The sequence below is a fragment of the Geodermatophilus sp. CPCC 205506 genome (genome assembly GCF_051383635.1).
Lineage (GTDB): Bacteria > Actinomycetota > Actinomycetes > Mycobacteriales > Geodermatophilaceae > Geodermatophilus.
In genome coordinates, this window is the sequence record NZ_JALPKP010000073.1 from 1 (window position 1) to 23,608 (window position 23,608).

22 protein-coding genes, 2 pseudogenes and 1 riboswitch are annotated in these 23,608 nt (G+C 75.9%); of the genes and pseudogenes, 9 read left to right on the top strand and 15 right to left on the bottom strand.

Annotated features, from left to right (window positions below):
* Both MY520_RS25895 and MY520_RS25900 read right to left on the bottom strand, forming a co-directional pair.
* Nucleotides 1-567 (bottom strand): annotated as a pseudogene (locus tag MY520_RS25895) (hypothetical protein); the annotation flags it as partial.
* Between the two features lie 231 nt (nucleotides 568-798).
* A riboswitch (cyclic di-AMP (ydaO/yuaA leader) is annotated at nucleotides 799-961 on the bottom strand.
* 127 nt (nucleotides 962-1,088) lie between these two features.
* Nucleotides 1,089-1,787, bottom strand: coding sequence for a hypothetical protein (locus tag MY520_RS25900; RefSeq protein ID WP_436695574.1), 699 nt, complete (start codon nucleotides 1,785-1,787; stop codon nucleotides 1,089-1,091).
* A 246-nt stretch (nucleotides 1,788-2,033) separates the two neighbouring features.
* Between MY520_RS25900 and MY520_RS25905 the strand changes: the two genes are divergently transcribed.
* Nucleotides 2,034-3,182, top strand: coding sequence for an LLM class flavin-dependent oxidoreductase (locus MY520_RS25905; protein ID WP_436695575.1), 1,149 nt, complete (start codon nucleotides 2,034-2,036; stop codon nucleotides 3,180-3,182).
* Entirely contained in the window at nucleotides 3,179-3,805 is a 627-nt protein-coding gene (locus tag MY520_RS25910) for an FMN reductase (protein WP_436695576.1), read from the top strand. The genes MY520_RS25905 and MY520_RS25910 overlap by 4 nt, the downstream gene beginning before the upstream one ends.
* Nucleotides 3,806-3,893: 88 nt before the next feature.
* Here MY520_RS25910 and MY520_RS25915 read toward each other — a convergent pair whose 3' ends face one another.
* The 4 genes from MY520_RS25915 to MY520_RS25930 form a co-directional block, all read right to left on the bottom strand.
* Nucleotides 3,894-5,468: an FMN-binding glutamate synthase family protein gene (locus MY520_RS25915; RefSeq protein WP_436695577.1), complete on the bottom strand. Its 1,575-nt coding sequence runs from the start codon at nucleotides 5,466-5,468 to the stop codon at nucleotides 3,894-3,896.
* Between the two features lie 125 nt (nucleotides 5,469-5,593).
* Nucleotides 5,594-7,144, bottom strand: a complete 1,551-nt coding sequence (locus MY520_RS25920; RefSeq protein WP_436695578.1) for a gluconokinase — start codon at nucleotides 7,142-7,144, stop codon at nucleotides 5,594-5,596.
* A gap of 70 nt (nucleotides 7,145-7,214) precedes the next feature.
* Nucleotides 7,215-7,973, bottom strand: a complete 759-nt coding sequence (locus tag MY520_RS25925; protein WP_436695579.1) for a DivIVA domain-containing protein — start codon at nucleotides 7,971-7,973, stop codon at nucleotides 7,215-7,217.
* A 157-nt stretch (nucleotides 7,974-8,130) separates the two neighbouring features.
* On the bottom strand, nucleotides 8,131-9,462 hold the full coding sequence (locus MY520_RS25930) for an MFS transporter (RefSeq protein ID WP_436695580.1): 1,332 nt from the start codon (nucleotides 9,460-9,462) through the stop codon (nucleotides 8,131-8,133).
* A 191-nt stretch (nucleotides 9,463-9,653) separates the two neighbouring features.
* On the opposite strand from MY520_RS25930, the gene MY520_RS25935 reads away from it, so the two are divergent.
* The 7 genes from MY520_RS25935 to MY520_RS25965 all read left to right on the top strand — a co-directional run bounded on the left by MY520_RS25935 (nucleotide 9,654) and on the right by MY520_RS25965 (nucleotide 17,513).
* Nucleotides 9,654-10,055, top strand: a complete 402-nt coding sequence (locus tag MY520_RS25935; RefSeq protein WP_436695581.1) for a cupin domain-containing protein — start codon at nucleotides 9,654-9,656, stop codon at nucleotides 10,053-10,055.
* A 102-nt stretch (nucleotides 10,056-10,157) separates the two neighbouring features.
* Nucleotides 10,158-10,733 (top strand): glycosyltransferase, encoded by a 576-nt coding sequence (locus tag MY520_RS25940; protein ID WP_436695582.1) that lies wholly within the window; start codon nucleotides 10,158-10,160, stop codon nucleotides 10,731-10,733.
* A gap of 148 nt (nucleotides 10,734-10,881) precedes the next feature.
* Nucleotides 10,882-12,294: a sensor histidine kinase gene (locus MY520_RS25945; RefSeq protein WP_436695583.1), complete on the top strand. Its 1,413-nt coding sequence runs from the start codon at nucleotides 10,882-10,884 to the stop codon at nucleotides 12,292-12,294.
* A complete protein-coding gene (locus MY520_RS25950) occupies nucleotides 12,291-12,932 on the top strand; it encodes a response regulator (protein WP_436695584.1) in 642 nt (213 codons plus the stop codon). Before MY520_RS25945 ends, MY520_RS25950 begins: the two co-directional genes overlap by 4 nt.
* Before the next feature lie 44 nt (nucleotides 12,933-12,976).
* The gene (locus MY520_RS25955; RefSeq protein ID WP_436695585.1) at nucleotides 12,977-15,829 is read left to right on the top strand and encodes an FAD-binding and (Fe-S)-binding domain-containing protein; all 2,853 of its coding nucleotides are present in this window, start codon (nucleotides 12,977-12,979) and stop codon (nucleotides 15,827-15,829) included.
* Nucleotides 15,830-15,854: 25 nt separating this feature from the next.
* Nucleotides 15,855-16,340 carry a cation:proton antiporter regulatory subunit gene (locus MY520_RS25960; protein WP_436695586.1) on the top strand — a complete coding sequence of 162 codons (486 nt, stop codon included), beginning with the start codon at nucleotides 15,855-15,857 and terminating at the stop codon, nucleotides 16,338-16,340.
* A 12-nt stretch (nucleotides 16,341-16,352) separates the two neighbouring features.
* Nucleotides 16,353-17,513, top strand: coding sequence for a cation:proton antiporter (locus MY520_RS25965; RefSeq protein WP_436695587.1), 1,161 nt, complete (start codon nucleotides 16,353-16,355; stop codon nucleotides 17,511-17,513).
* Between the two features lie 13 nt (nucleotides 17,514-17,526).
* Here the strand turns inward: MY520_RS25965 and MY520_RS25970 are convergent, their stop codons facing one another.
* The 9 genes and pseudogenes from MY520_RS25970 to MY520_RS26010 all read right to left on the bottom strand — a co-directional run.
* Nucleotides 17,527-18,189, bottom strand: a complete 663-nt coding sequence (locus MY520_RS25970; RefSeq protein ID WP_436695588.1) for a GDSL-type esterase/lipase family protein — start codon at nucleotides 18,187-18,189, stop codon at nucleotides 17,527-17,529.
* A 104-nt stretch (nucleotides 18,190-18,293) separates the two neighbouring features.
* A complete protein-coding gene (gene fabG / locus MY520_RS25975) occupies nucleotides 18,294-19,064 on the bottom strand; it encodes a 3-oxoacyl-ACP reductase FabG (protein ID WP_436695589.1) in 771 nt (256 codons plus the stop codon).
* 132 nt (nucleotides 19,065-19,196) lie between these two features.
* Nucleotides 19,197-19,616, bottom strand: coding sequence for a DUF350 domain-containing protein (locus tag MY520_RS25980; RefSeq protein WP_436695590.1), 420 nt, complete (start codon nucleotides 19,614-19,616; stop codon nucleotides 19,197-19,199).
* 111 nt (nucleotides 19,617-19,727) lie between these two features.
* Complete coding sequence (locus tag MY520_RS25985) at nucleotides 19,728-19,991, bottom strand: hypothetical protein (RefSeq protein ID WP_436695591.1); 264 nt, start codon at nucleotides 19,989-19,991, stop codon at nucleotides 19,728-19,730.
* Nucleotides 19,988-21,406 carry an AI-2E family transporter gene (locus MY520_RS25990; protein ID WP_436695592.1) on the bottom strand — a complete coding sequence of 473 codons (1,419 nt, stop codon included), beginning with the start codon at nucleotides 21,404-21,406 and terminating at the stop codon, nucleotides 19,988-19,990. The genes MY520_RS25985 and MY520_RS25990 overlap by 4 nt, the downstream gene beginning before the upstream one ends.
* Before the next feature lie 70 nt (nucleotides 21,407-21,476).
* Nucleotides 21,477-21,881 carry an ankyrin repeat domain-containing protein gene (locus tag MY520_RS25995; protein ID WP_436695593.1) on the bottom strand — a complete coding sequence of 135 codons (405 nt, stop codon included), beginning with the start codon at nucleotides 21,879-21,881 and terminating at the stop codon, nucleotides 21,477-21,479.
* Nucleotides 21,882-21,921: 40 nt separating this feature from the next.
* Complete coding sequence (locus MY520_RS26000; protein ID WP_436695594.1) at nucleotides 21,922-22,668, bottom strand: dienelactone hydrolase family protein; 747 nt, start codon at nucleotides 22,666-22,668, stop codon at nucleotides 21,922-21,924.
* Between the two features lie 38 nt (nucleotides 22,669-22,706).
* A complete protein-coding gene (locus tag MY520_RS26005) occupies nucleotides 22,707-23,252 on the bottom strand; it encodes a hypothetical protein (protein WP_436695595.1) in 546 nt (181 codons plus the stop codon).
* An 80-nt stretch (nucleotides 23,253-23,332) separates the two neighbouring features.
* Nucleotides 23,333-23,608, bottom strand: a pseudogene (locus MY520_RS26010) (hypothetical protein); the annotation flags it as partial.

Genomic DNA, 23,608 nt, shown 5'->3' on the forward strand with positions numbered 1-23,608 from the left:
GGCCTCCGACTTGGCCTCGCGAGCGGCGCGCTCGGCGGCCTCGCGCTCGGCGGCCGCACGGGCCTCGGCCTCGCGGGCGGCGCGCTCGGCGGCCTCACGCTCGGCGGCCTGGCGGTCGAGCTCGGCCTTCTCGGCGTCGGCTTGGGCCTGGGCGGCGCTGGCCTCGGCGGCCTCGCGCTCGCTGCGGGAGGCGGCGAGGTCCGCGAGCGGGGCGAGGTCCGCGGCCGCGACGTCGGCGGCCGGGGCGTCGGCGGCCGAGCCGGTCGCCGCCTCCGTCGTGATGCCGAGGGTCTCGGCGACGCTGTGCGACGCGCTGACGGTGCTGGTCTCCGCGTCCGCCTCGGCCGCGGGCTGGCCACCGGCCAGGACGTTGACCACGAGGGCGCCGGCGGCGGCCGCGGCGAGGAAGAAGGCCGGGCGGCGGCCGCCGGCCGGCAGGCGCAGCCCCCGGCGGGCGGCGGGCCGGGCATCGAGTTCGGCGGTGGCGGGGACGTCGAGCTCGGTCTTGTCCGAGGGAACGGCGGTGTCCGAGGGAACGGCGGAGAACTGCTTGGTGCGATCGATCATCTGGTGTGGGTGCTCCAGGCGAGAGTGCGCGCGAGCCGGCCCTCGACGTGCGAGGGCAGCCCGGGATGCGGTGGGCTGGGGGGTGGGTGCGCCGGCGGCGTCGGGACGTGACGCGGGAGACCGGCGGGCGCGGTCAGGCGGGATCGGCGGGCCGGGAAGAGGCGCGAGGTGCGCGCGGCCGGGAGTCCCTGCGAGCCGCGAGGGCCCGTGGGCGGAGCATGCGGAGGCTCTCCGTTCTTCCGTGGCCGCCTACCGAGTTAGCTGACGGGTTCGGGCGGGAAGACGCCCTACCTGCCCTCCGAGGAACTCTCGGCGGGCAGGACTCACCCCAGTGCTGCGGTGGGTCCCCGGCTCGTGGCCACGGTGCGCGGACACGACTCGGCGGCGTCCGGCCAGGCTCCCCGTCTGGGGCGTGACGACCGACCGGACTGCACCCACCGTAGGGGTCGTTACCGTCCTGTGACAATCGCAGGGGTCACATCCGGAACGTGACCTGGATCGCTCTCCGCGCCCGACGAGAGTCAGCCGAGGACGGACTCCCGGGGCTCGGCCATCGCCACGTTGCCGGTGAGCACGACCCCGCCGGGGCGCCGGGGCTCGGCCGTCGGCTGCTCGGCGCCCCCGGCGGTGAGCCCGTCCAGTGCCGCGCCGAGCCGGCCGGTGAGCAGCCGCAGCGACTCCCGGGCGTCGTCCTGCCGGCGCCGGAGATCGGCCACCGCCTGCGCTGCGGCGGCCGCCTCGTCGGCCAGCCGGGCCCGCTCGGCCGCCGCCTCGCGGAGCAGCTCCTCCGCCTGCCGGCGCACTCGCTCCAGGGTCGCGTCGCGCAGGTCGGCGACGTTGCGCAGCCGGCTCTCGGCCTCGGCGCGGGCGGTCGCCCGGATCTGCTCGGCCTCGCCCTCCGCCTCGGCCACGATCTCCGCGGCCCGCCGCTCGGCCAGCCGGAGCAGCTCGCGCATCGCGCCGACGACCAGCACCGCCTCCCGGTCCTGCGCACCCTCCGGAACCGCGGCCGGCGCGGGCGGGGCGTCCTTACAGCCGCTGCACGCGGAGGCCTCAGGATCGGCGGCGGGACGGTCCTGGGCCGAGGCGACGTAGTCGTCGACGTCCGCGCGGTCGTAGCCCAGCAGCCGGCGGCGGAACCTCGGGCGTGGCTCGAACAGCGCGGCCAGTCCGCCCGGCTCTCCGCCCTCGGCGACGTCCCCCTGCATCGGCTCGGCCATCCCGGTCCCCCCAGTCGGTCGGTACAGCGGCTGCACCGTCCCAGACCCTGCCGGGTGAGCGGTACGGCCGCCGCCCGGCAGGGGAACGACACGGGTGTCGTTCAGCGGGACGTGCCGAGTTGATCACTCAGCGCTGCGAGGAGTCACGAGGAGGTGACGGCGGGGCATGGTGGACGGCGGAATACCCCCGCCCCTTGCACGTTGCACGGAGCGGTAGTTGCACTCTCAATCAACCCGGAGCCCGACATGCAGTTCGGCATCTTCTCGGTCAGCGACATCACGACCGACCCCACCACCGGCCGTACGCCCAGCGAGGCGGAGCGGATCCAGGCGGTCGTCACGATCGCGAAGAAGGCCGAGGAGGTCGGCCTCGACGTCGTTGCCCTCGGCGAGCACCACAACCCGCCGTTCTTCTCCTCCTCGCCGACCACCACGCTGGCCTACATCGCGGCGCAGACGACGCGGCTGCAGCTGTCCACGGCCACGACGCTGATCACCACCAACGACCCGGTGAAGATCGCCGAGGACTACGCGATGCTGCAGCACCTGGCCGGCGGCCGCGTCGACCTGATGATGGGCCGCGGCAACACCGGCCCGGTCTACCCCTGGTTCGGCCAGGACATCCGCAACGGCATCCCGCTGGCGGTGGAGAACTACGCGCTGCTGCGCCGGCTCTGGGACTCCGACGTCGTCGACTGGTCCGGCCAGTTCCGCACGCCGCTGCAGGGCTTCACCTCCACCCCGCGGCCGCTCGACGGCGTCCCGCCGTTCGTCTGGCACGGCTCGATCCGCTCCCCGCAGATCGCCGAGCAGGCCGCCTTCTACGGCGACGGCTTCTTCTCCAACCACATCTTCTGGCCCAAGGAGCACACCCAGCGGATGGTCGAGTTCTACCGCAGCCGCTTCGAGCACCACGGCCACGGGTCGGCCGACCAGGCGATCGTCGGCCTGGGCGGGCAGGTGTTCGTGCGGAAGAACAGCCAGGACGCGGTCACCGAGTTCCGGCCCTACTTCGACAACGCCCCGGTCTACGGGCACGGCCCGTCGCTGGAGGACTTCAGCCGGGAGACCCCGCTGACCGTCGGCTCCCCGCAGCAGGTCATCGAGCGCACGCTGGGCTTCCGCGACTACGTCGGGGACTACCAGCGCCAGCTGTTCCTCGTCGACCACGCCGGCCTGCCGCTGAAGACCGTGCTCGAGCAGCTGGACATCCTCGGCGAGGAGGTCGTGCCGGTGCTGCGCCGCGAGTTCGCCGCCCTCAAGCCCGCCCACGTGCCCGACGCCCCGACCCACGCCGCCCGCGTCGCGGCCCGCGGCGGAGCGGTGGACGCCACCGTGCACGCCCCGGCCGACGACGTCACCGGGCACACCGTCGAGGAGGTGACGGCCCGATGAGCACCCGCACCCTCGCCGTCGTCAGCGCCGGGCTGTCCACCCCGTCGTCCACCCGGCTGCTGGCCGACCGGCTCACCACCGCCACGGTCGACGCCCTCCGTGCCCGCGGGGACGACGCCACCGTCGAGGTGGTCGAGCTGCGCACCCACGCCCGCGACCTGGCCGACAACCTGGTCACCGGGTTCGCCAACGGCCCGCTGCGGGCCGCGATCGACACCGTGGTCGGGGCGGACGGGCTGATCGCCGTCACGCCGGTCTTCTCGGCGTCCTACAGCGGCCTGTTCAAGACCTTCCTCGACGTCCTGGACAAGGAGTCGCTGACCGGGAAGCCGGTGCTGCTCGGCGCCACGGCCGGCACCGCGCGGCACTCGCTGGTCATCGAGCACGCGATGCGGCCGCTGTTCGCCTACCTCCGGGCGATCGCCGTCCCCACCGGGGTCTTCGCCGCGTCGGAGGACTGGGCCGGCGCCGGGAGCGTCGACCGGGCGCTGGCCGACCGGATCGAGCGGGCCGCGGGTGAGCTGGCCGACCTGGTCACCGGGCGGCCGGCCGCGGCGCGCGGCCCGGTGGACCCGTTCGCCGACGTCCCCTCCTTCGAGGAGCTGCTCCGCGGCACCTCCTGACGCACCCGCCCTGGAGGCAAAGGAGGCTATGCCTACGTCTGGCGGTCAGAGACGTATGCATAGCCTCCTTTGCCTCGGCAGCTGGACTTCAGCCGACGGCGTCGGGGGACGCGGGGGCGGAGCCGCCCTGCGGGGCGTCGCCGGCCATCAGCCGGATGATCTCCGCGCGGTCGGCGGCCGACGGCAGGCCCCAGTCGGACTGGTAGCCGTAGACCTCGCCCAGCGGGGTCGACGCGGTGCGGCCGGTGAGGACCTCCACCGCGTCGACGGGGATCAGCCCGGGGTGCTCCACACCGCAGGCCTCGGCCACCTTGAACAGGTCGCGGCGCAGCGTCTCCAGGTAGTTGGCCACCCGCACCGACTTCAGGTTCGGGTCCAGCCCGTGCGCCAGCCAGGCGTTCTGCGTGGCGACCCCGGTCGGGCAGGTGTCGGTGTGGCACTTCTGCGCCTGGATGCAGCCGATGGCCAGCATCGCCTCCCGGGCGACGTTGACCATGTCGCAGCCCAGCGCGAACGCCACGATCGCGTTGTCGGGGAGGCCGAGCTTGCCCGCGCCGACGAAGGTGACCTGGTCCTGCAGCCCGGCCCGGGCGAACACCGAGTAGACCCGGGCGAAGCCCAGCTGGAAGGGCAGGGACACCGAGTCGGTGAAGATCAGCGGCGCCGCGCCGGTGCCGCCCTCCCCGCCGTCGACGGTCACGAAGTCCACGCCGCGACCGGTCCGGCTCATCTGGTCGGTGAGCTCGTGCCAGAAGGTCATGTCACCGACCGCGGACTTGATGCCGACCGGCAGCCCGGTCTCGGCGGCCAGCAGCTCCACCCAGTCGAGCAGGCTGTCGGTGTCGGAGAACTCCGCGTGCCGGGACGGGCTCACGCAGTCGACGCCCTCGGGGACGCCGCGGGCCGCGGCGATCTCCGCGGACACCTTCGGCCCGGGCAGCACGCCGCCCAGCCCGGGCTTGGCGCCCTGGCTGAGCTTGATCTCCAGCGCCCGCACCGGCGCGGAGGCGACGAGGGCCTTGAGGCGGTCCAGGTCGAAGCGGCCGTGCTCGTCGCGGCAGCCGAAGTAGGCGGTGCCGATCTGGTACACCAGCTCGCCGCCGTGCCGGTGGTGGACGGAGAGACCGCCCTCGCCGGTGTTCTGCAGGCAGCCGGCGAGCGCCGCCCCCCGGTTGAGCGCCTCCACCGCCGCCCCGGACAGCGAGCCGAAGCTCATCGCCGAGATGTTCACGACCGACCCCGGCCGGAACGCCTGCGCCCGGCCCCGCGGACCGCCCAGCACCTTGGCCGACGGCAGCTGCACGTCGTGCGCCGAGGACGGGGCCGACGGCGGGACGGCGCGGCCGAACGTCCGGTGGTTGATCACCGGGTAGCCGGCGGTGTACTCGAGGTCGTTGTCGGTGCCGAAGCCGAAGTAGTTGTTCTGCTTCTTGGCCGAGGCGTACACCCAGCGGCGCTGGTCGCGGGTGAACGGCCGCTCCTCGTTGTTGCCGGCCACCAGGTACTGACGCAGCTCGGGGCCGATCGCCTCGAGCAGGTAGCGCGCGTGGCCGACGACCGGGAAGTTGCGCAGCACCGTGTGCTCGCGCTGCAACAGGTCCCGCGCCGCGACCGCCGACAGGGCCGCCAGCCCCGCCGCCGCCGCCCGTGCCGCACCTCTCATGACGTCCACTCCCTCACGCGCCGTGGCGCAGGGGCCGAAATGGCCATTCTGGCCCCTCTCACCGGAACGGGCGCAGCACGGAGCGCGGGTTCGACCTCGGGCACGGCTCCTCCTGCTGGTCGGGACTACGCGGGCTGGCTGGGGGTGTCGTCGAGCGCGTCGAGCGTGGTGAGGACGTCGGTGAGCGCCCGGGCGGAGCGGTCGACGAGCGGCCGCAGCCGCGCGTAGACGGCGGCCGCGCCGGGGTCGGGCGGCACGGGGTCGTGGACGGCGACCAGCTCGGTGGCCGCGTCGAGGTCGGGCAGCGCTCCCAGCGCGTGCAGGCCCAGCAGGCAGGCGCCCAGGCCGGTGCCCTCGGGTGAGTCGGCCACCCGGACCGGGAGGTCGAGCGCCGCGGCGAGGGTGCGCACCCACAGCGGGGAGGCGACCGCGCCCCCGGTGGCCCGCACCTCGCACACCGGCAGGTCGGTCGCGGCGAACGCGTCGCGCACCAGCGCCAGCTGCTGGCAGACTCCCTCGACGGCGGCCCGGACCAGGTGCGGACGGCGGTGCTCGCGGCGCAGCCCGATGTAGGCACCGCGCAGCCCCGACCGCCACCACGGCGCCCGCTCGCCGAGCCAGTAGGGCAGGCACAGCAGCCCCGCGCTGCCCGGCGGGACCTCGGCCGCCTCGTCGAGCAGCCGGGCGTCGAGGGCGTCGGCGTCCTCCCCCTCCGGCGCGGCGCCGTCGAAGCCGGCGGCCAGGGCGTGCGCGGCCCAGCGCACCACCGAGCCGCCGTTGTTGATCGCCCCGCCGACCACCCAGCGCTCGTCGGTCAGGGCGTAGCAGAACAGCCGCCGGTCCGGGTCCACGGTCGGCGCCGGGACGACGACCCGCATCGCCCCGCTGGTGCCCAGGGAGACCGCGGCGACGTCGGGCCGCACCGCGCCGGTGCCCAGGTTGGCCAGCACGCCGTCGGAGGCGCCGATGACGACCGGCAGCCCCTCCGGCAGGCCGGTCGCCCGGGCGACGTCGGCGCGCAGGCCGGGCAGGACGGCGGTCGTCGGCAGCACCTCGCCGAGCTGCTCGGGCCGCACCCCGGCGATCTGCATCGCCTCGTCGTCCCACCGCGCGGCGCGGATGTCGTAGAGCCCGGTGGCCGAGGCGCACGACCGGTCGAGCACGTGCCCGCCACCGCACAGCGCGCCGACGACCAGTTCCTTGACACCGCCCCAGCGCGGGGTGCCGGCGACCAGCTCCGGGTCCTCGGCGCGCATCCAGGAGAGCTTCACCAGCGGCGACATGGAGTGCACCGGCGTGCCGGTCCGGCCGTGCAGGTCGGCGGCCCGCCCGTCGGCGACCAGCGCCGCGGCCCAGTCGCCTGCCCGGTTGTCGGCCCAGGTCAGCACCGGGCCGAGCGGCGCACCGTCGGCGTCCATCGGCAGCAGGCCGTGCATGGCGGCGCTGAGGCTGACCCCCACCACCGTGTCGCCCCGATCGCGGGCGCGGGCCGCGACCGCGGCCAGGGCCTCGACGGCGGCCGACGTCAGCCGGTCGGCGTCGAGCTCCGCGCGGCCGGGCGCCGGGACCTGCAGCGGATAGCCGACGCTGGCGAGGTCGCGCACCCGCCCGTCGGTGCCGGCGGTGACCGCCTTGGTCGCCGTCGTCCCGGAGTCCAGGCCGACGACGACGTCCACGACACCCCTCCCAGCGGCCTCTTCGCTGTCGCGATCGTGCTCGGATCGACGGCGGGCCGCCACCGGGAGTTCAGGAGGCCAGCGGCTCCCCCACGGCGACGGTCGCCTGCCCGGCGAGCAGGGCGGCCAGGCTGCCCAGCGCGTCGTCGAGCTGGCCGGTCAGCCGCTGCAGCGCCGCCCGGGCCTCGGCCGCCACCCGGTCCCGCTCGGCCTCCGCGTCCGCCACCGCCCGCGCAGCGGCGGCCTGCGCCTCGGCGCGGATCCGCGCCGCCTCCTCCCGCGCCTCGACCACCAGCGCCTGGCTGTCGGCCCGGGCCCACCGGGCCTCCTCCTCCATCCGGCGGCTGACGGTGATGGCGGTGTCCTTCACCTCGGCGGCGCGGCGCAGCAGCGCGTCGGCCTCGCTGCGCGCCTGGCCGCGGATCCGGTCGGCCTCGACCGCACCGGCCTCGGTGAGCTGCGCGGCCTCGTCGGCGGCCAGCCGGAGGATCTCGCCGACCCGCTCGGAGGTGCGCACCAGCTCCCGGCCCTCCGGCGAGCAGGCCAGCAGCCGGCGGGAGATCTCGACCTCCGCCGAGCAGGCGCCGTACCGGGTCAGCAGGTCATCGTTCTCGCGACGGACGGCCTGCAGTTCGGCCTCGGCCCAGGAGACGTAGTTGTCCACCTGCAGCCGGTCGTAGCCGCGCAGCGCGGTGCGGAACAGCGGCCGGGTGCCCAGCAGGCTGTCCAGGTCGCCGGCGAGGTTGGGGCGTCTCGGCGAGGCGCCGGGGGCCGGGCCGTCCGCCTCCCGGGCGCCGTCGGTGACCAGGGCCGCGCCGTGTCGGAACATGGCGGCCTCCCTCCTGCCGACCGCCGGACGGCTCGGCGTCGTCCGGGCATGCGGAGGTTCCCAGACCGCGGCGGCGCGGCAGTGCAGTCCGATCGTGTCGCGGCGGCCGACCGGCGTGACCGGGCGGCGTGTACCGGAGCGACTACTGCCGGTCAGGTCAGTGGTAGGCCGAGCCGCCGCGCAGCCGGGCGCCCACCGCGACGTGCAGGGGTGCGAGGACGACGCCGCCGCGGGCCATCCGTTCGCGCAGCTCGCGCCGGTGCCGCAGCACGCCGATGAAGCCGATCGCCCAGAACACGTACTGGATGGCGAACGCGGCCCGGAAGGCGTCCAGCGAGTAGGCCGTCGAGGAGCCGGGGGTGAGCACGTCGAGGACGGCCCCCACGGCGAGGATGGTGAGCAGCGAGGCGACGAAGCCGCCGACGTTGACCACGCCGCTGGCGCTGCCCTGCCGCTCGGCCGGGTTCCAGGTGCGGGCGAAGTCGAAGCCGATCATCGAGCCGGGCCCGTTGGTGCCCAGGACGACGACCAGCAGCACGAGAAGCCCCAGGGGCGCGCGGCCGGGCCAGAGCAGCACGACGGTCCAGGTGGCCGCGGTCAGCGCCAGGATCGAGAAGACCAGCGACGACCGGCGCAGCGGCCAGCGGCCGCAGAGCCGGCCGAGCAGCGGGCCGACGAGGATGCCGACGATGACGAGGAGGGTGAGCAGCGCGGCCGCGGTCGCCGGGCTGCGCCCCTGGCCGACGACGAGGAACGGGTAGCCCCACAGCAGCGCGAACACCGTGCCCGAGAACTGGGTGACCAGGTGGGTGTACAGGCCGATGCGGGTGCCGGGCTCCCGCCAGGTGGCCACCAGGCTGCGGCGCACGTCGGCCAGCCCGGCCGGCGGGGTCAGCTCGGTGCCCGGTGGCGCGTCCCGCAGGGCGACGACGACCAGGACGGCGACGAGCACGCCGGCCGCCGCGGCGCCGAGGAAGGTGCTCTCCCACGAGGTCGAGTGCAGCAGCGCGACCAGCGGGTAGGCGGCGACGATCTGCCCGAACTGGCCGAGCATGCCGGTGAGCTGGGTGATCAGCGGCACCGTCGGCCCGGCGAACCAGAAGCCGATCACCCGCAGCACGCTGACGAAGGTCATCGCGTCGCCCGCGCCGACCAGCACCCGGGCGCCGACGGCGGTCGGCACGTCGCCGGCCACCGCGAGCAGCGCCTGACCGGCGGCCATCGTCAGGGCCCCGGCCAGGATCAGCCGGCGGGAGCCGAACCGGTCCAGCGCCACCCCCACCGGCACCTGCATCGCCGCGTAGACCACGAGCTGCAGGACGAGGAACAGCGAGATCGCCGAGGCCCCGGCCGAGAAGCGCTCCTGCGCCTCCACCCCGGCGACGCCGAGGGAGGCACGGTGGAAGACGGCGACGGCGTAGGCCGACAGCGCGACCAGCCACACCGCGTAGGCGCGGGCCGTCGGGCGATGGGCGGGAGGCGACGTCACCTCGATGGCGACGCCGCGAGCACGGGTTTTCTTCCCGCGCCCCGCGGTGAGTCCGCTCACCCGGACGTGTCGGGGCCCCGGCCGGCAGGACTAAGTCCGTGCACCGGCGGGCAGGAGGACCGTCGTCCGCCGGGGCCGGGAGGCCGCCGGCCGCACGCATCCGTGCCCGTCCGACGAGAGGAGCGCCCTCGATGGCGTCCGTCATCCACTACACCATCGCGACCGAGGCCGAGAAGTCCGCCGACTTCCGCCGCGTGCTGTGGACCGGTGAGAAGACCCAGCTGGTGATCATGACCATCCCGCCGGGTGGGGAGATCGGCGAGGAGGTGCACGAGGACATCGACCAGATCCTCACCTTCGTCAGCGGCACCGGCGAGGCCCGCATCTCCGGCAGCAAGAAGAAGGTGGCCCAGGGCGACCTCGTCGTCGTCCCGGCCGGCACGAAGCACAACTTCGTCAACACCGGGCCCAACCCGCTGGTCCTCTACACCGTCTACGGCCCGCCGGAGCACGCCGACGGTGCGGTGCACGCGACCAAGGAGGAGGCCGACGAGGCCGAGGAGTCGGGGCAGGACGAGCCGCCGACGGAGTGACGCCCCGGCCGGACGGGGGTCGTAGGACCCCCGTCCAGGTGCGGAGCCGACCGGCGGGGTGGTCTGGTGGAGCCCGGATCCGGCCGACCGAGGGAGCCCGTCATGACGTCGTCCGTGACGTGGACGCCGCGGCCGCTGCTCTCGGTGGCACCGCTGGTCCCGGCGGGCGGCGTCGACACCCTGCTCACCGCCTTCGGTCTGCTCGCCGACGACCGTCCCGCGCTGGGGCTGGACATCATCGGTGCCGGCCCGCTGGGCCGCGTGCTGCAGCACCAGGCGGAGTACCTCGGCATCAGCGAACGGGTCCGGTTCTGCGGGCACCTGCCGAACGGGGCGGTCCGGGCGGCCGTGCGCCGCTGCGCGCTGCTCGTGCTCCCCTCCCGCCCGGACGGGTCCGGCGTCGTGCCCGACGCCCCGCCGGCGCTCCTGACCGCCCTCGACGCGGCCCGCCCGGTGGTCGCCACCACCGCTGCGGCCCCGCCGCACGCACTGCCCGACCGGCAGGCCGGCCTGCTCGTGCTCCCGGACGACCCGATCGCCCTGGCGACGGCCGTGTCCGGCCTGCTGGACGACCTGGCCCGCCGGCCGGCGCCGGCCGGCGGCGGGTGGGAGAGCGCGGCGGCGCCACCGGTCGGCGTGGGCGCGTTCCAGCGTCTCTGGCACCGGGTCACCGGGTGACGCCACCCTCGAAGGGGGTCGAAGGCCTCCCGCCTCTTGCGCACCCCGCCCGCGAGGTGGCACAACGTCCCGGCAGGTCGGAGCGGGAGAGTCCGGTTCCGCCGCCGTCCCCGGGCCGGCCGGGTGGCGATCCGGCGCAGAGGTGAGCATGGCCACGAGCCACAGGACCGCGGACACCGGCGTCCGGACGCCGCCGGGAGCCGCTCCCGCCTGGGTGCCGCTCGTCGACGGCGCGGCCCGCCGCCGGCCGCACACCCCCTCGGTGCAGCGGGTGGTCGGCCGCTTCGTCCTCGCCAACGTGGTCGCCGTCGTCCTGCTGCTGGCCGGTGGGGTCTGGGCCGCCGTGGAGGCGGCGGAGGACGAGTCGCTCGCCGACGCGCGACGCACCACCGACCTGCTGGCCGCCGTGCTGGTCGAGCCGAACCTCAGTCCGCCGCTGCTGGCCGGCGACCCTCGGGCGCTGGCCGACTTCGACGCCCGGATCCAGAACCGGATCCCCAAGGCCGACGTCATCCGCCTCAAGATCTGGAACGTCGACGGCGAGATCCTGTACTCCGACGAGCCGCGGCTCATCGGGCAGCGCTACGCCCTCGACGAGGAGGACCAGGAGGCGCTCCGCGACGGCGTCACCCGCGCGGAGATCAGCGACCTCAGCCGGCCGGAGAACCGGTTCGAGCGGTCCGCCGGTCAGCTGCTGGAGGTCTACCGGCAGATCGACGGACCGAGCGGGGAGTCGCTGCTGCTGGAGACCTACTCGGTCTACCAGGAGGCCACCTCCCGGCAGTTCGAGATCTGGTCGGAGTTCGCCCCCATCTCCGTCGCGGTCGTGCTGACCCTGCTGGCCGTGCAGCTCCCCCTGGCGCACCGGATGCTCACCCAGTTGCGCGCGGCCCAGCGCGAGCGGGAACTGCTGCAGGCGCGGGCGCTGGACGCCTCGACCGAGGAGCGGCGCCGGATCGCCGGCAGCCTGCACGACGGCATCGTCCAGGACGTCTCGGCCTCCGCGCTCCTGGTCGCGCGGGCCGCCGACCAGGTGCGCTCGGCCCCGGCCGACGGCGCGGCGGGCCAGGTGGCCGAGGGGCTCGGCCAGGCCGCCGCGGCGCTGCGGGAGTCGGTCGGCTCGCTGCGCTCGCTGCTGGTGGAGATCTACCCGCCCGACCTCGACCGCGACGACCTGCCGATGGCGCTGGCGGACCTGGCCGGCCGGCTGCGGCCGCGCGGCGTCGACGTCCGGGTGACCGTGGCCGAGGACGTCGAGCCGTCCCCGGCGACGGCGGCGCTGGTCCTGCGCACGGTCCAGGAGGCGCTGCGCAACATCGCCAAGCACTCCCGCGCCCGCACGGTCGACGTGACCGTCGAGCGGGCCGGCTCCGGCCTGGTCCTCACGGTGATCGACGACGGCGTCGGCTTCGACCTCGGCCCGAAGGTCGAGGAGCCGACCCGGGGCCACCTGGGCCTGCGCCTGCTCGCCGACCTGGCCGCCACCGACGGCGCCACGCTGTCGGTGCGCAGCGCCCCGGGAGCGGGGACCGGCCTGCGCCTGGAGGTGCCGCACCCGTGATCGACGTCCTGGTCGTCGACGACCACGCGCTCATGCGGTCGGGCCTGGCCGGCCTGATCGCCGGGGCCCCGGACATGCGGGTCGTCGGCGCCGCCGCCGACGGCGCCGAGGCGCTGGAGGAGGTGGCCCGGCTGATGCCGCAGGTGGTGCTCATGGACCTCTCCATGCCGGTGATGGACGGCGTGGAGGCGACCCGGCGCATCGTCGAGGAGCACCCGGACGTGGAGGTGCTGGTGCTGACCTCCTTCTCCGACCAGCAGCGGGTGATGGAGGCGCTGGACGCCGGCGCGAGCGGGTACGTGCTCAAGGACACCGAGCCGGCCGACCTGCTGGCCGCGATCCGCTCCACCGCGCGCGGGCACTCCCCGCTCGACCCTCGGGTGGCCCGCACCGTGCTGCACGCGCGCCGCAGCCCGGCCCGCGCCGCGGAGCTCACCGAACGCGAGCAGGAGGTGCTCGCCCTGGTCGGCCGCGGTCTGGCGAACAAGCAGATCGCCCGCGTCCTGGGCATCCGCGAGGGCACCGTGAAGGCGCACCTGACCAGCGTCTTCCAGCGCATCGGCGTCCGGGACCGCACGTCGGCCGCGCTGTGGGCGCGCACCCACCTCCCCGACGTCGAGCAGCACCCGACCTCCTGACCCCCCGTTCGCCCTCGTTCCGGCCGCGGGCCGAGACTGGCGGGGTGACCGCAGCCGCCCCCTCCGACGCCGACCTCCTCGACGGGCTGCGCCGGGCCGGCCTCGCCGACGTCGACGGCTCCGGCCTGGCCCGCGCGCTGTACTCCTCCGACGGCTCGCTGTACCGCGTGCTGCCGCGGGCGGTGGTGCGGCCCCGGCACCCCGACGAGATCGAGGCGGCGCTGGCCGTCTGCCGCGAGCTCGGCGTGCCCCTCACCGCCCGGGGCGCCGGGACCTCGATCGCCGGCAACGCGGTCGGCCCCGGCGTCGTGGTCGACACCAGCCGCCACCTGTCCCGGGTGCGGGCCATCGACCCGGAGGCGCGGACGGCGGTCGTCGACCCCGGCGTGGTCCAGGCGGCGCTGCAGGCCGCCGCCCGGCCGCACGGCCTGCGCTTCGGGCCCGACCCGAGCACGCACAACCGCTGCACGGTCGGCGGGATGATCGGCAACAACGCCTGCGGGTCGCGGGCGCTGGGCTACGGCCGCACGTCGGACAACGTGGTCGGCCTCGACGTCGTCACCGGCGGCGGCGAGCGGCTGTCCGTGGGGGCAGAGATGGCCACTTCTGCCCCCGGGGTGCTCGGGGAGCTGCGCCGGCTGGTCGGGGACAACCTCGGGCCGATCCGCACCGAGCTCGGCCGCTTCGGCCGCCAGGTGTCGGGCTACTCGCTGGAGCACCTGCTGCCCGAGCGCGGCGCCGACGTGGCCAAGGCCCTGGTCGGCAGCGAGGGCACGCTGGCGCTGGTGCTGGGCGCGACGGTGCGGCTGGTCGCCGACGCCCCCTACCGCGGGCTGGTCGTGCTCGGCTACCCGTCGATGGCCGACGCCGCCGACGCGACCCCGGCGCTGCTGCGGCACCGGCCGACCGCCTGCGAGGGCCTGGACCAGCGGATCGTGCAGCGGTTGCGCGACGTGCCCGCCGCCGTGGTGCCCGACCTGCCCCGCGGGGACGGCTGGCTCATCGTCGAGCTGACCGGGGACACGGTCGCCGAGGTGGTCGCCAAGGCCGACGGCGTGCTCGCCGACGCCGGCGCCCTGGACTCGCTGGTGGTCACCGACCCGGCCGAGACCGCCGCGATCTGGCGGATCCGGGAGGACGGCGCCGGGCTGGCCGCGCGCACCTCCGACGGCCGCCCGGCGCACGCCGGCTGGGAGGACGCCGCCGTCCCGGTCGAGCACCTGGGCACCTACCTGCGCGGCTTCGAGGCGCTGCTGGACCAGCACGGGCTGCAGGGCGTCCCCTACGGCCACTTCGGCGACGGCTGCGTGCACGTGCGGATCGACTTCCCGCTGGGGCGCGGCGAGGACCGGGGGCGGGCGGCCTACCGCGCCTTCGTCACCGACGCCGCCGCGCTGGTGGCCCGCTTCGGCGGGTCGGTGTCCGGCGAGCACGGCGACGGCCGGGCGCGCAGCGAGCTGCTGTCGGCCATGTACTCCCCCGAGGTGCTCGGGCTGTTCGAGCGGGTCAAGGGGCTGTTCGACCCGGACGACGTGCTCAACCCCGGCGTCCTCGTGCGCCCGGCGCGGGTCGAGGACGACATCCGGGTGGCCGCCGCGCCGCGCCGTCCGACATCCGATCGGCCGGTCCTGGCGCTGGCCTACCGGCACGACGGCGGTGACTTCTCCGCCGCGGTGCACCGCTGCACCGGCGTCGGCAAGTGCCGGGCCGACCTGCAGGCCGCCGGCGGGGTCATGTGCCCGTCCTGGCCGGCGACGCGGGAGGAGAAGGACACCACCCGCGGTCGCGCCCGGGTGCTGCAGGAGATGTTGGCCCCCGGCGGGCCGGTGCGCGACTGGCGCTCCCCCGAGGTGCACGCCGCCCTCGACCTGTGCCTGTCCTGCAAGGGCTGCTCGCGGGACTGCCCGACCGGCGTGGACATGGCCGCGTACAAGGCCGAGGTGCTGCACCAGTCGTACCGGCGCCGGCTGCGGCCGCGCTCGCACTACACGCTCGGCCGGCTCCCCCGGTGGGCCGACCTGGCCGCCCGCGCGCCGCGGCTGGTCAACGCCGTCATGACGTCCCGGCTGGGCGGCCGGCTGGCCAGGTGGGGCGCCGGCGTCGACCAGCGCCGCAGCCTGCCGGCCTTCGCGCCGCGCACCTTCCGGCAGAGCTGGGCCGCGCGCCCGGTGTCCGGGGAGGGGCGGCCGGTCGCGCTGTGGGTCGACTCGTTCACCGACCACTTCGCCCCGGAGGTCGCCGCGGCGACGGCCGCCGTCCTGGAGGACGCCGGGTACCGGGTCCAGGTGCCGCCGGCCGAGGCCTGCTGCGGCCTGACCTGGATCACCACCGGCCAGCTGGACGCCGCCCGGCGCACGCTGGACCGCACCGTGGCGCTGCTCGCCCCCCTGGCCGACGCGGGCGTGCCGATCGTCGGCGTCGAGCCGTCGTGCACCGCGGTGCTCCGCGGGGAGGCGCTCGAGCTGGTACCCGGCCCGGACGCGGCCCGGGTCGCGGCGGGCACCAGGACCCTGGCCGAGCTGCTGCGCGAGACGCCGGGCTGGACGCCGCCGTCCCTGGCCGGGGTCGAGGTGGTCGCCCAGCCGCACTGCCACCACGCCGCCGTCCTCGGCTGGGCCCCCGACGAGCGGCTGCTGCGGGACGCCGGCGCGACCGTGCGCCGGCTCGGCGGCTGCTGCGGGCTGGCCGGCAACTGGGGCGTCGAGCGCGGGCACCACGAGGTCTCGGTGGCCATCGCCGGGCAGCAGCTGCTGCCCGCCGTCGCGGCGGCCGGGCCGGACGCCGTCGTCCTGGCTGACGGGTTCTCCTGCCGCACCCAGCTCGACCAGCTGGCCGGCCGGCGCGCGCTGCACCTCGCCGAGCTCCTGGCCGCCCGGCGGCCGGCCCCCGGGCGGTGACCCGCGGGTCTGCCACGATGCCCCGGTGGACCTCGAGGAGACCCTGCTGCCCGGCGTCGGCGTGCGGTACCGGCTGCAGAGCCGCGCCGGTGACCTCCTCGCGATCGTCGTCCGGCGGGAGGGGTCGGCGGAGGTGGCCGTCTACGACCGCCGCGACCCCGACCGCGCCCGCAGTGTCATCCGCCTCGACGCCGAGGAGGTCGACGCCGTCGCCGAGGTGCTCGGCGCGCCGCGGCTGACCCAGCGCTTCGCCGACCTGTCGCGGGAGGTGCCGGGGCTGGAGTCGGGCCGGTTCCCGGTGCCGCCGGACTCCCCGTTCGCGGGCCGCCCGCTCGGCGACACCCGCGCCCGCACCCTCACCGGCTGCTCGATCGTGGCGATCGTGCGCGACACCGACGTCGTCCCCTCCCCCGGGCCGGCCGACCCGCTGCGGGCCGGCGACGTGCTGGTCGCCATCGGCTCGCAGGCCGGCCTCGAGCAGCTCGAACGGCGCCTGACCGGAGCGGCCTGACCGGCGGACACGGTGGACCACGTCGCCGCGCTCCTCGTCGAGCTGGGCCTGCTGTTCCTGGGCCTGTCCGTGCTGGGACTGCTGGCCCGCCGGGTGGGCCTCTCGCCCGTGCCGTTCGTCCTGGTGGCCGCGCTCGCGCTGGGCGACGGCGGGCTCGTCCCGCTGGCCACGGCGCAGCCGTTCATCGAGGCCGCCGCCGAGATCGGCGTCGTCCTGCTGCTGCTGACCCTCGGCCTGGAGTTCTCCGCCGACGAGCTGTTCGCCTCGCTGCGCCGGCACGGGCCCTCCGGCGGGGTGGACCTGCTGCTCAACGCGCCGCCGGGGTTCCTGGCCGGGCTGCTGCTCGGGCTGCCCTGGGAAGGTGCGCTGGCCCTGGCCGGGATCACCTGGATCTCCTCCTCCGGCATCGTCGCCCGGCTGCTCGGCGACCTGGGCCGGCTGGCCAACCGCGAGACGCCGGCGGTGCTGTCGGTGCTCGTGCTCGAGGACCTGGCGATGGCGCTGTTCCTGCCGCTGCTGGTCGTCGCGCTGGCCGGGGGCGGACCCGCCGCGGCGGTCGGGGGCATCGGGCTGGCCGTCGGCGCGGTGCTCCTGGTGCTGCTGGCCGCCCGGCGGCACGGCCACCGGCTGGGCCGGCTGCTGGCCTCCGCCGACGACGAGCAGGTGCTGCTGCGGCTGGTCGGGCTCACCCTGCTCGTCGCCGGGCTGGCCCAGTCGCTGGGCGTCTCGGCCGCGGTCGGCGCGTTCCTGGTCGGGCTGGCACTGCCGGCATCCTTCGCCGCGCGGGTCCGCGTCCTCCTCGGCCCGCTGCGGGACCTGTTCGCCGCGACCTTCTTCGTCGCCTTCGGGCTGTCCACCGACCCGGAGGCGGTGCTGCCCGTACTCCCCGCCGTCCTGGCCCTGGCGACCGTCACCACGGTCACCAAGATCGCCACCGGCTGGTTCGCCGCCCGGCGCGACGGCGTCGGCGTGCCCGGGCGCCTGCGGGCCGGGACCGCGCTGGTCGCCCGCGGCGAGTTCTCCATCGTCATCGCCGGGCTGGCCGTGGCCTCCGGGGTGACCGACCTGGGACCGGTGGCGACCGGCTACGTGCTGGTGCTCGCCGTGCTGGGGCCGGTGCTCACCCGCTTCGCCGAGCCCCGCGAGCTGCGGTCCGAGCCGCTCGCGGGGTGAGCCCTCGCGGACCTCAGGCGGCGGCGCCGTCCCGGCGGGCGTGCGCGGCGGCCACCACGTGCGGCACCAGCGCCTCGGCGATCACGGCGTAGCCCGCCGAGGAGGGGTGGAAGCGGTCGGCGGAGAACAGCGACGGGTCGGTGGCGAACGCCGTCCCGACGGTCTCGGAGATCGGGGCGACCAGGGCGCCGGCGGCCCGGGCGGCCGCGGCCTGCTCCTGCTGCAGCCGGGCGGAGGCCGCCCGCACCAGCGGCCGGTACGCCGGCGGCACGAACGGGACCGACGACATGTCCGGCGCCGGGACGACGACGGCGTCGGTGCCGGACGCCAGCAGGTCCTGCAGCGCGCTCCCCAGGGCGGCGGCCGCCCGGGGTGGGGGCACCAGCCGGGCGAGGTCGTTGGCGCCCACCAGCACGACGGCGAGGTCGGCCGCCAGGGGCACGGTGCGGCGCACCTGTGCGGCCAGGTCCCGGGAGACCGCGCCGGGGACGGCGAGCACGTGCAGCTCGACGTCGTACCCCGCGGCGTCCAGTGCGCCGGCCAGCCGCGGGCCCAGGGTGTCCTGCGTCCGGGTCGCGCCGGAGCCGTACGCGAGGGAGTCACCGAGGAGGGCCAGGCGCAGGCCCTGGGGCCCGCTGCGAGCCGGCGAGTGGCGGGGGGCGGGAGGGTCGGTCAACACGCTCCCTGCAACGCCGCCGCCCGCGGTGTCATGCCCCGGCACGCCGCGGGGCCCGGCCGGGAACACTCCCGGCCGGGCCCGGCCCCCTGCAGGTCCCGCTGTTACGCCTTGGGACCGCCCGCCGCGTAGACGACCTGGCCGGAGACGAAGCCGGCGCCCTCGCTGACGAGGAAGGAGACCAGGTGCGCGATGTCCTCGGGCTGGCCGACCCGCTGCACCGGGATCTCCTTGGCCGCGCCGGCCAGGAAGTCCTCGAAGGGGATGCCGATCCGCTCGGCGGTCGCCCGGGTCATGTCGGTCTGGATGAACCCGGGGGCGATCGCGTTGGCGGTGACGCCGAACTTGCCCAGCTCGATCGCGAGGGTCTTGGTGAAGCCCTGCAGGCCGGCCTTGGCCGCCGAGTAGTTGGCCTGGCCGCGGTTGCCCAGCGCCGAGGTGCTCGACAGGTTGACGATCCGGCCCCACTTCGCGTCGATCATGTGCTTCTGCACCGCGCGGGTCATGAGGAAGGCGCCCCGCAGGTGCACGTTCATGACCACGTCCCAGTCGGACTCGGTCATCTTGAACAGCATGTTGTCGCGGATGACGCCGGCGTTGTTCACCAGCACCGTGGGGGCGCCCAGCTCGGCCGCGATCCGGGCGACCGCCGCCTCGACCTGCTCGGCGTCGCTGACGTCGGTCCCGACCGCCAGGGCGCGCCCACCGGCGGCCTCGATCGCCTGCACGGTGTCCTTGCCGGCGACCTCGTCCAGGTCCAGGACGCCCACGGCGAACCCGTCCCGGGCCAGGCGCAGGGCGGTGGCCGCGCCGATGCCACGGGCGGCCCCGGTCACGATCGCCACGCGGGCGCCGGTGCTGCTCGACTCGCTCATCTGTGTTGTTCCTCTCGTTCGCTGCGCCTTCCGGTGCGCTTCCCGACACGGTACGTGCGGGAGACGCCGGACCTACCGACCGGTAGCCCCCGGCGGGTCGCGGGCGCGGCGGGCAGGCCGGATCGAGGCGACTCAGGGCCAGATCGAGGCGACGACGATGGCCGCCACCGACAGCTGCACCGAGGCCAGCACCAGGCTGGCCGGGTGGAAGGGCACCTCGGTGACGTGCGCACCGAGCTTGCCGGGGGTGATGAGGTCCAGGACGACGAAGGCGACCGCCTGCAGCAGCACGCCCAGCACCCCGAAGACGACCGTGTACAGCAGCGCCTCGCCGAAACCGCTGGTGGCGTTGGTCCAGATCGCGGCGAACACCACCGCGCCCTGCCCGAGGAAGCCGGTCGCGAGGACGAGCCCGGCGTTCACCGACCGCTCCTCGTGGATCTGCCGGCCCAGTTTCCCGGGGGTGAGCAGGTCGAGGACGACGAACCCGAGGGTCAGCAGGACGATGCCGACCCCCGTGTAGGCGACGGCGTATCCGATGCTGGCCAGCACGGCAGGACCTCCGGGAGGACGGGAGAGCGGAGCTCAGGTTCTACCGCACCCACCCGGCGCGAGTGCCGCGGCGTGCCGCGTTCCCGCCTGCGGTGGCCGGACGGGCCGTCGTCAGGCCGACTGCCGCAGCGGGGTCACCGCTGCGTCGTCGTCCGGAGCGCGCCGCGGCGCCGGGTGCTCGACGAGCGCGAGCACCCGGCCGGCCATGAACCGTGCGGTGCGGACCGGGGTGCCGCCGCGGGTGCTCTCGGTGACCTCCACGAGGCCACGGCCGTGCGTCACGTCCACCCGCCGCCCGGCGCGGGTCGCCTCGATGTCGTACGTGCGCGTCGTACCCCCGGCCTCGATCACGACCTCCACGCGGTCGCCCTTCATCGCGCCTCCCTGAGCGTCTCGCCGGACGGTGCGTCCGACCTGGGCACACCCTCCTCCGGGGGGCTGACACTCCGGTCCCGGCCGGGCGTTCCGTGCTCGGAGTGCCGCCGGCCGGGCAGGTGCGGGTGCAGCGCCCGGACCGAGGCCAGCGCCGCCCGCCGGGCCTGCGCCCGCTGCCGGGCGCGGCTGGTCCGGGGCGCCCGCGGCTCCTCCCGCAGCAGCGCGTCCAGCCAGTGCCCGCGCGGGTCGACGTCGACCAGCATCGCCTTCACCAGCAGCGTCAGCGGGATGGCCAGCAGCGCGCCGAGCGCGCCGAGCACCCAGCCCCAGAACAGCAGCGCCACGAAGGTGACGGTCATCGACAGCCCGACCGAGTCGCCGACGAAGCGCGGCTGGATCAGCGTCTGGACGACGAAGTTCAGCAGGGCGTAGACCGCGACGACGATCCAGAACTCCGTCCAGCCGCCGCCGAGCAGTGCGAGGATCGCCGGCGGCACCAGGCCGAGGACGAACCCGATGTTGGGCACGTAGTTGGTGATGAACGACAGCAGCCCCCACAGCACCGGCAGCGGGATGCCGATGACGTACAGCGCGATCGTGTCGAAGACGGCGACGATCGCGCCGAACACGGTGCTCACCAGCAGGTAGCTGCGGGTGCCGCGGGCGAACATGCCCAGCGCGATCGGCAGGTGCGGGCGCTCGGCGGCGATCATCCCCAGCCGGCGGCCGAAGCCGCCGGACTCGATGGCGAGGAACACGATGGCCGCCAGCAGCAGCACGAGCGTGGTCGCGGCGTCGCTGATCCGGGCCAGCAGACCGGTGGCCACCCCGACCAGCTGGCTGTAGTCGAACTGCGAGACGAGGTCGGAGAGCTGGCCGGACACGATGCCGCGGTCGTTGAGGTCCTCGACCACCGAGGCGATCAGCCGCTCCGCGTCGCCGGCGTAGTCGGGCAGGAGGTTGGCGAACTGGGCTATCGAGACCACCAGCAGCGCCACGAACGCCAGCAGGATGCTCCACACCAGCACCAGCAGGACCGTGGCGCTCGCCCAGCGGGGCCAGCCGTGGCGCTGCAGGAACCGCTGCACCGGCATGAGCGCGATGACGACGACGAGCGCCAGCAGCACCGGCCCGACCAGCCAGGCGATCGACCGCACCCCGGCGATCGCCACCGTGGCGGCGGCGCCACCGACGAGCAGGACCAGCCAGCGCGGCAACCCGGCGGTCGGCGGGCCCACGGTCTCCTCCGGTCGCGCCGGATCGGCAGCGGGGCCGGCCGCCTCCGGGGCATCGGGCCCGCGGACGGCGGCGTCCTCGACCACGGCGGCGTCACCGGCGGTCAGCGCGGTGGCCCCCGCCGGGCGGCCCGGTTCCCCCGCGCCGGTGTCCCCGGAGAGGTGCTGCTGCGCGACCATCTGACCTCCGCCCTCCCCCCGTGCGGCGCCGCGGTGTCCGGCCCAGCCTGACATGCCCCGCCGGACCGGATCAGGAACCGGCGTCCTCCAGCAGGGCGGTCATCTGCGGCAGGTCGAAGAACGCCGCGGTCTGCCGCGCGGTGGGCCCGCCGGCGTCGGGGTCGGCCCCGGCGGCGAGCAGCGCGCGCACCGTCTCGGCCGACTGCTTGAAGACGGCGGCGGCCAGCGCGGTCTGGCCGCGGTCGTTGACCGCGCCGGGGTCGGCGCCGCGGGCCAGCAGCGCGGCGACGGTCTCCGGGTGCCCGTGGTAGGCCGCCAGGATCAGCAGCGTGTCGCCCTTGTCGTTGGTCAGGGTGGCCGGCACGCCCGCGTCGACGTAGGCGGCCAGTTCCTCGGTGCGCCCGCCGCGGGCCAGGTCGAAGACCCGGCCGGCCAGCTCGATGACGTCCGGGTCGATCCCCTGCTCGTGGCTCACCCGGTCGAGACTAGGCGGGCCCGGGCGCGGGCCGGGCCGGTCAGCCGGCGGCCACCTCGTCGGCGAGCTGGAGCACCCGCCGCCAGACGTCGGCGCAGGCGTCGGCCCAGTCCCCGTACGCCCGGTCGAAGAAGGAGTGCGGCGCGCCGTCGTAGACCGCGGTGGTGACCTGCCCGCCGCCCTCGCGCAGCCGCTCGGCCAGCGCCAGCTGCTCCTCCACCGGCGTCGCGGCGTCGGCACCGGCGATGACCATCAGCGTCGGCCGGGTGGCCCGGACGTCGCCGACCATCGACGGCCGCCCGTAGAAGCCGATGCAGCCGGCCAGGTCGAGGTCGCTGCCGGCCAGCCGCCACGAGTGGCTGCCGCCGAAGCAGAACCCGACGGTGATCACCGGGAGGTCGGGCCGGGTGCGCTCGCGCAGGTAGCCGATCGCCGCGGCGACGTCGGCGTCCACGCCGTCCGGCGTCGTCTGCGGGATGTGGGTCTGCCAGTCGAAGTCCTGCTCGCGGGTGCCGGTCGGCGGCAGCTCCGCCGTCCGGCCGAAGTAGTCGAGGGCCAGCGCCGGGAGGCCGGCCTCCGCGAACCGCTCGGCCAGCGCGACGTAGTACGGGTGCAGGCCCCGGATGTCGGGGAGCACGACGACGCCGGCCCGCGCCGGGCCGGCGGGCGCCGCGTAGGCGGCCGCGAACTCGGTGCCGTCAGCGGCCGTGAGGGTCAGCGTGCCGCGCTCGGTCACCTCGCCGGAGCGCGGCGGGGCGGGCGGTCGGCTGTCGGTGTCGTGGCACATGCCCGGGTTTCTACCGGGGCCCGCGGGCCGCCGCCCGGTCAGGTGTCGGCGGCGGCGTCCGCGGCCTCCGGCGACCCCCCGAAGACCCGCGCGGCGACCTCGCGGCGGGCGTCGGCGAGCCAGTGGTGCTGCTTGTCGGCCTGGGCGATCAGCCGGTCGAAGAGCCCGGCGTCCACGCGGGCGTCGGTCTCGGCCAGCGCGCGCAGCGTCTCGAACCCGGCCCGCTTGGCCAGCACCGCGGTGGCGATGAACTCGAACTCGACGAGGTCGCTGAGCGGGGACCGGGACAGCAGGTGCCCGTTCAGCTTGGCCCGCGACAGCTTCTCGGCGATCCAGGTGCCGACCTGCTTGTACTGGCGCACCGGCAGGCCGAGGGACTCCATCTGACCGCGCAGCGCGGACCGCTCCTCGCGCAGCTCGGCGAGCAGCTCGGTGAGCCGGGCCTCGTACGGGCCGCCGCGGTGCTGGCCGAGCATGCGGCCGACCAGCTCGACGCCGCCGGTGGCCGCCGCGAGGTGGTCGTTGGTGTAGACGCCGAGCAGCTCGGTGTTGTGGGCACCACCGGTGGCGGACGGTTCGGGCACGGGCTCTCCCAGGGAGGGGCGGACGGTGGCGCTTCCCATTCTCGCCGCCCGGAGATCACCGCGCGACGGCGGCGTCCGGCTCAGCCCTCCGCGCGGGCCAGGAGCCGGGCGGCGGTGGGCCGCAGCTCCCGTTCCAGCTCCCACATGCCGGCGGCCAGCCGCTGGCCCACCGCCTGCCGGGACACCCCCAGCCGGGCGGCGGCCTGCGCCTGGGTGCACCCGCCGCCGACCAGGTCGATCGCCGCCCACGCCGGCCGGCTGCGCCGCTGGACGAGGACGGCCAGCGCGGTCAGCACGGCCTGGGCGTCGGCCGCGTCGGCGGGCACCACGCCGCGCACCGCGAGCCGCGCGGCGCG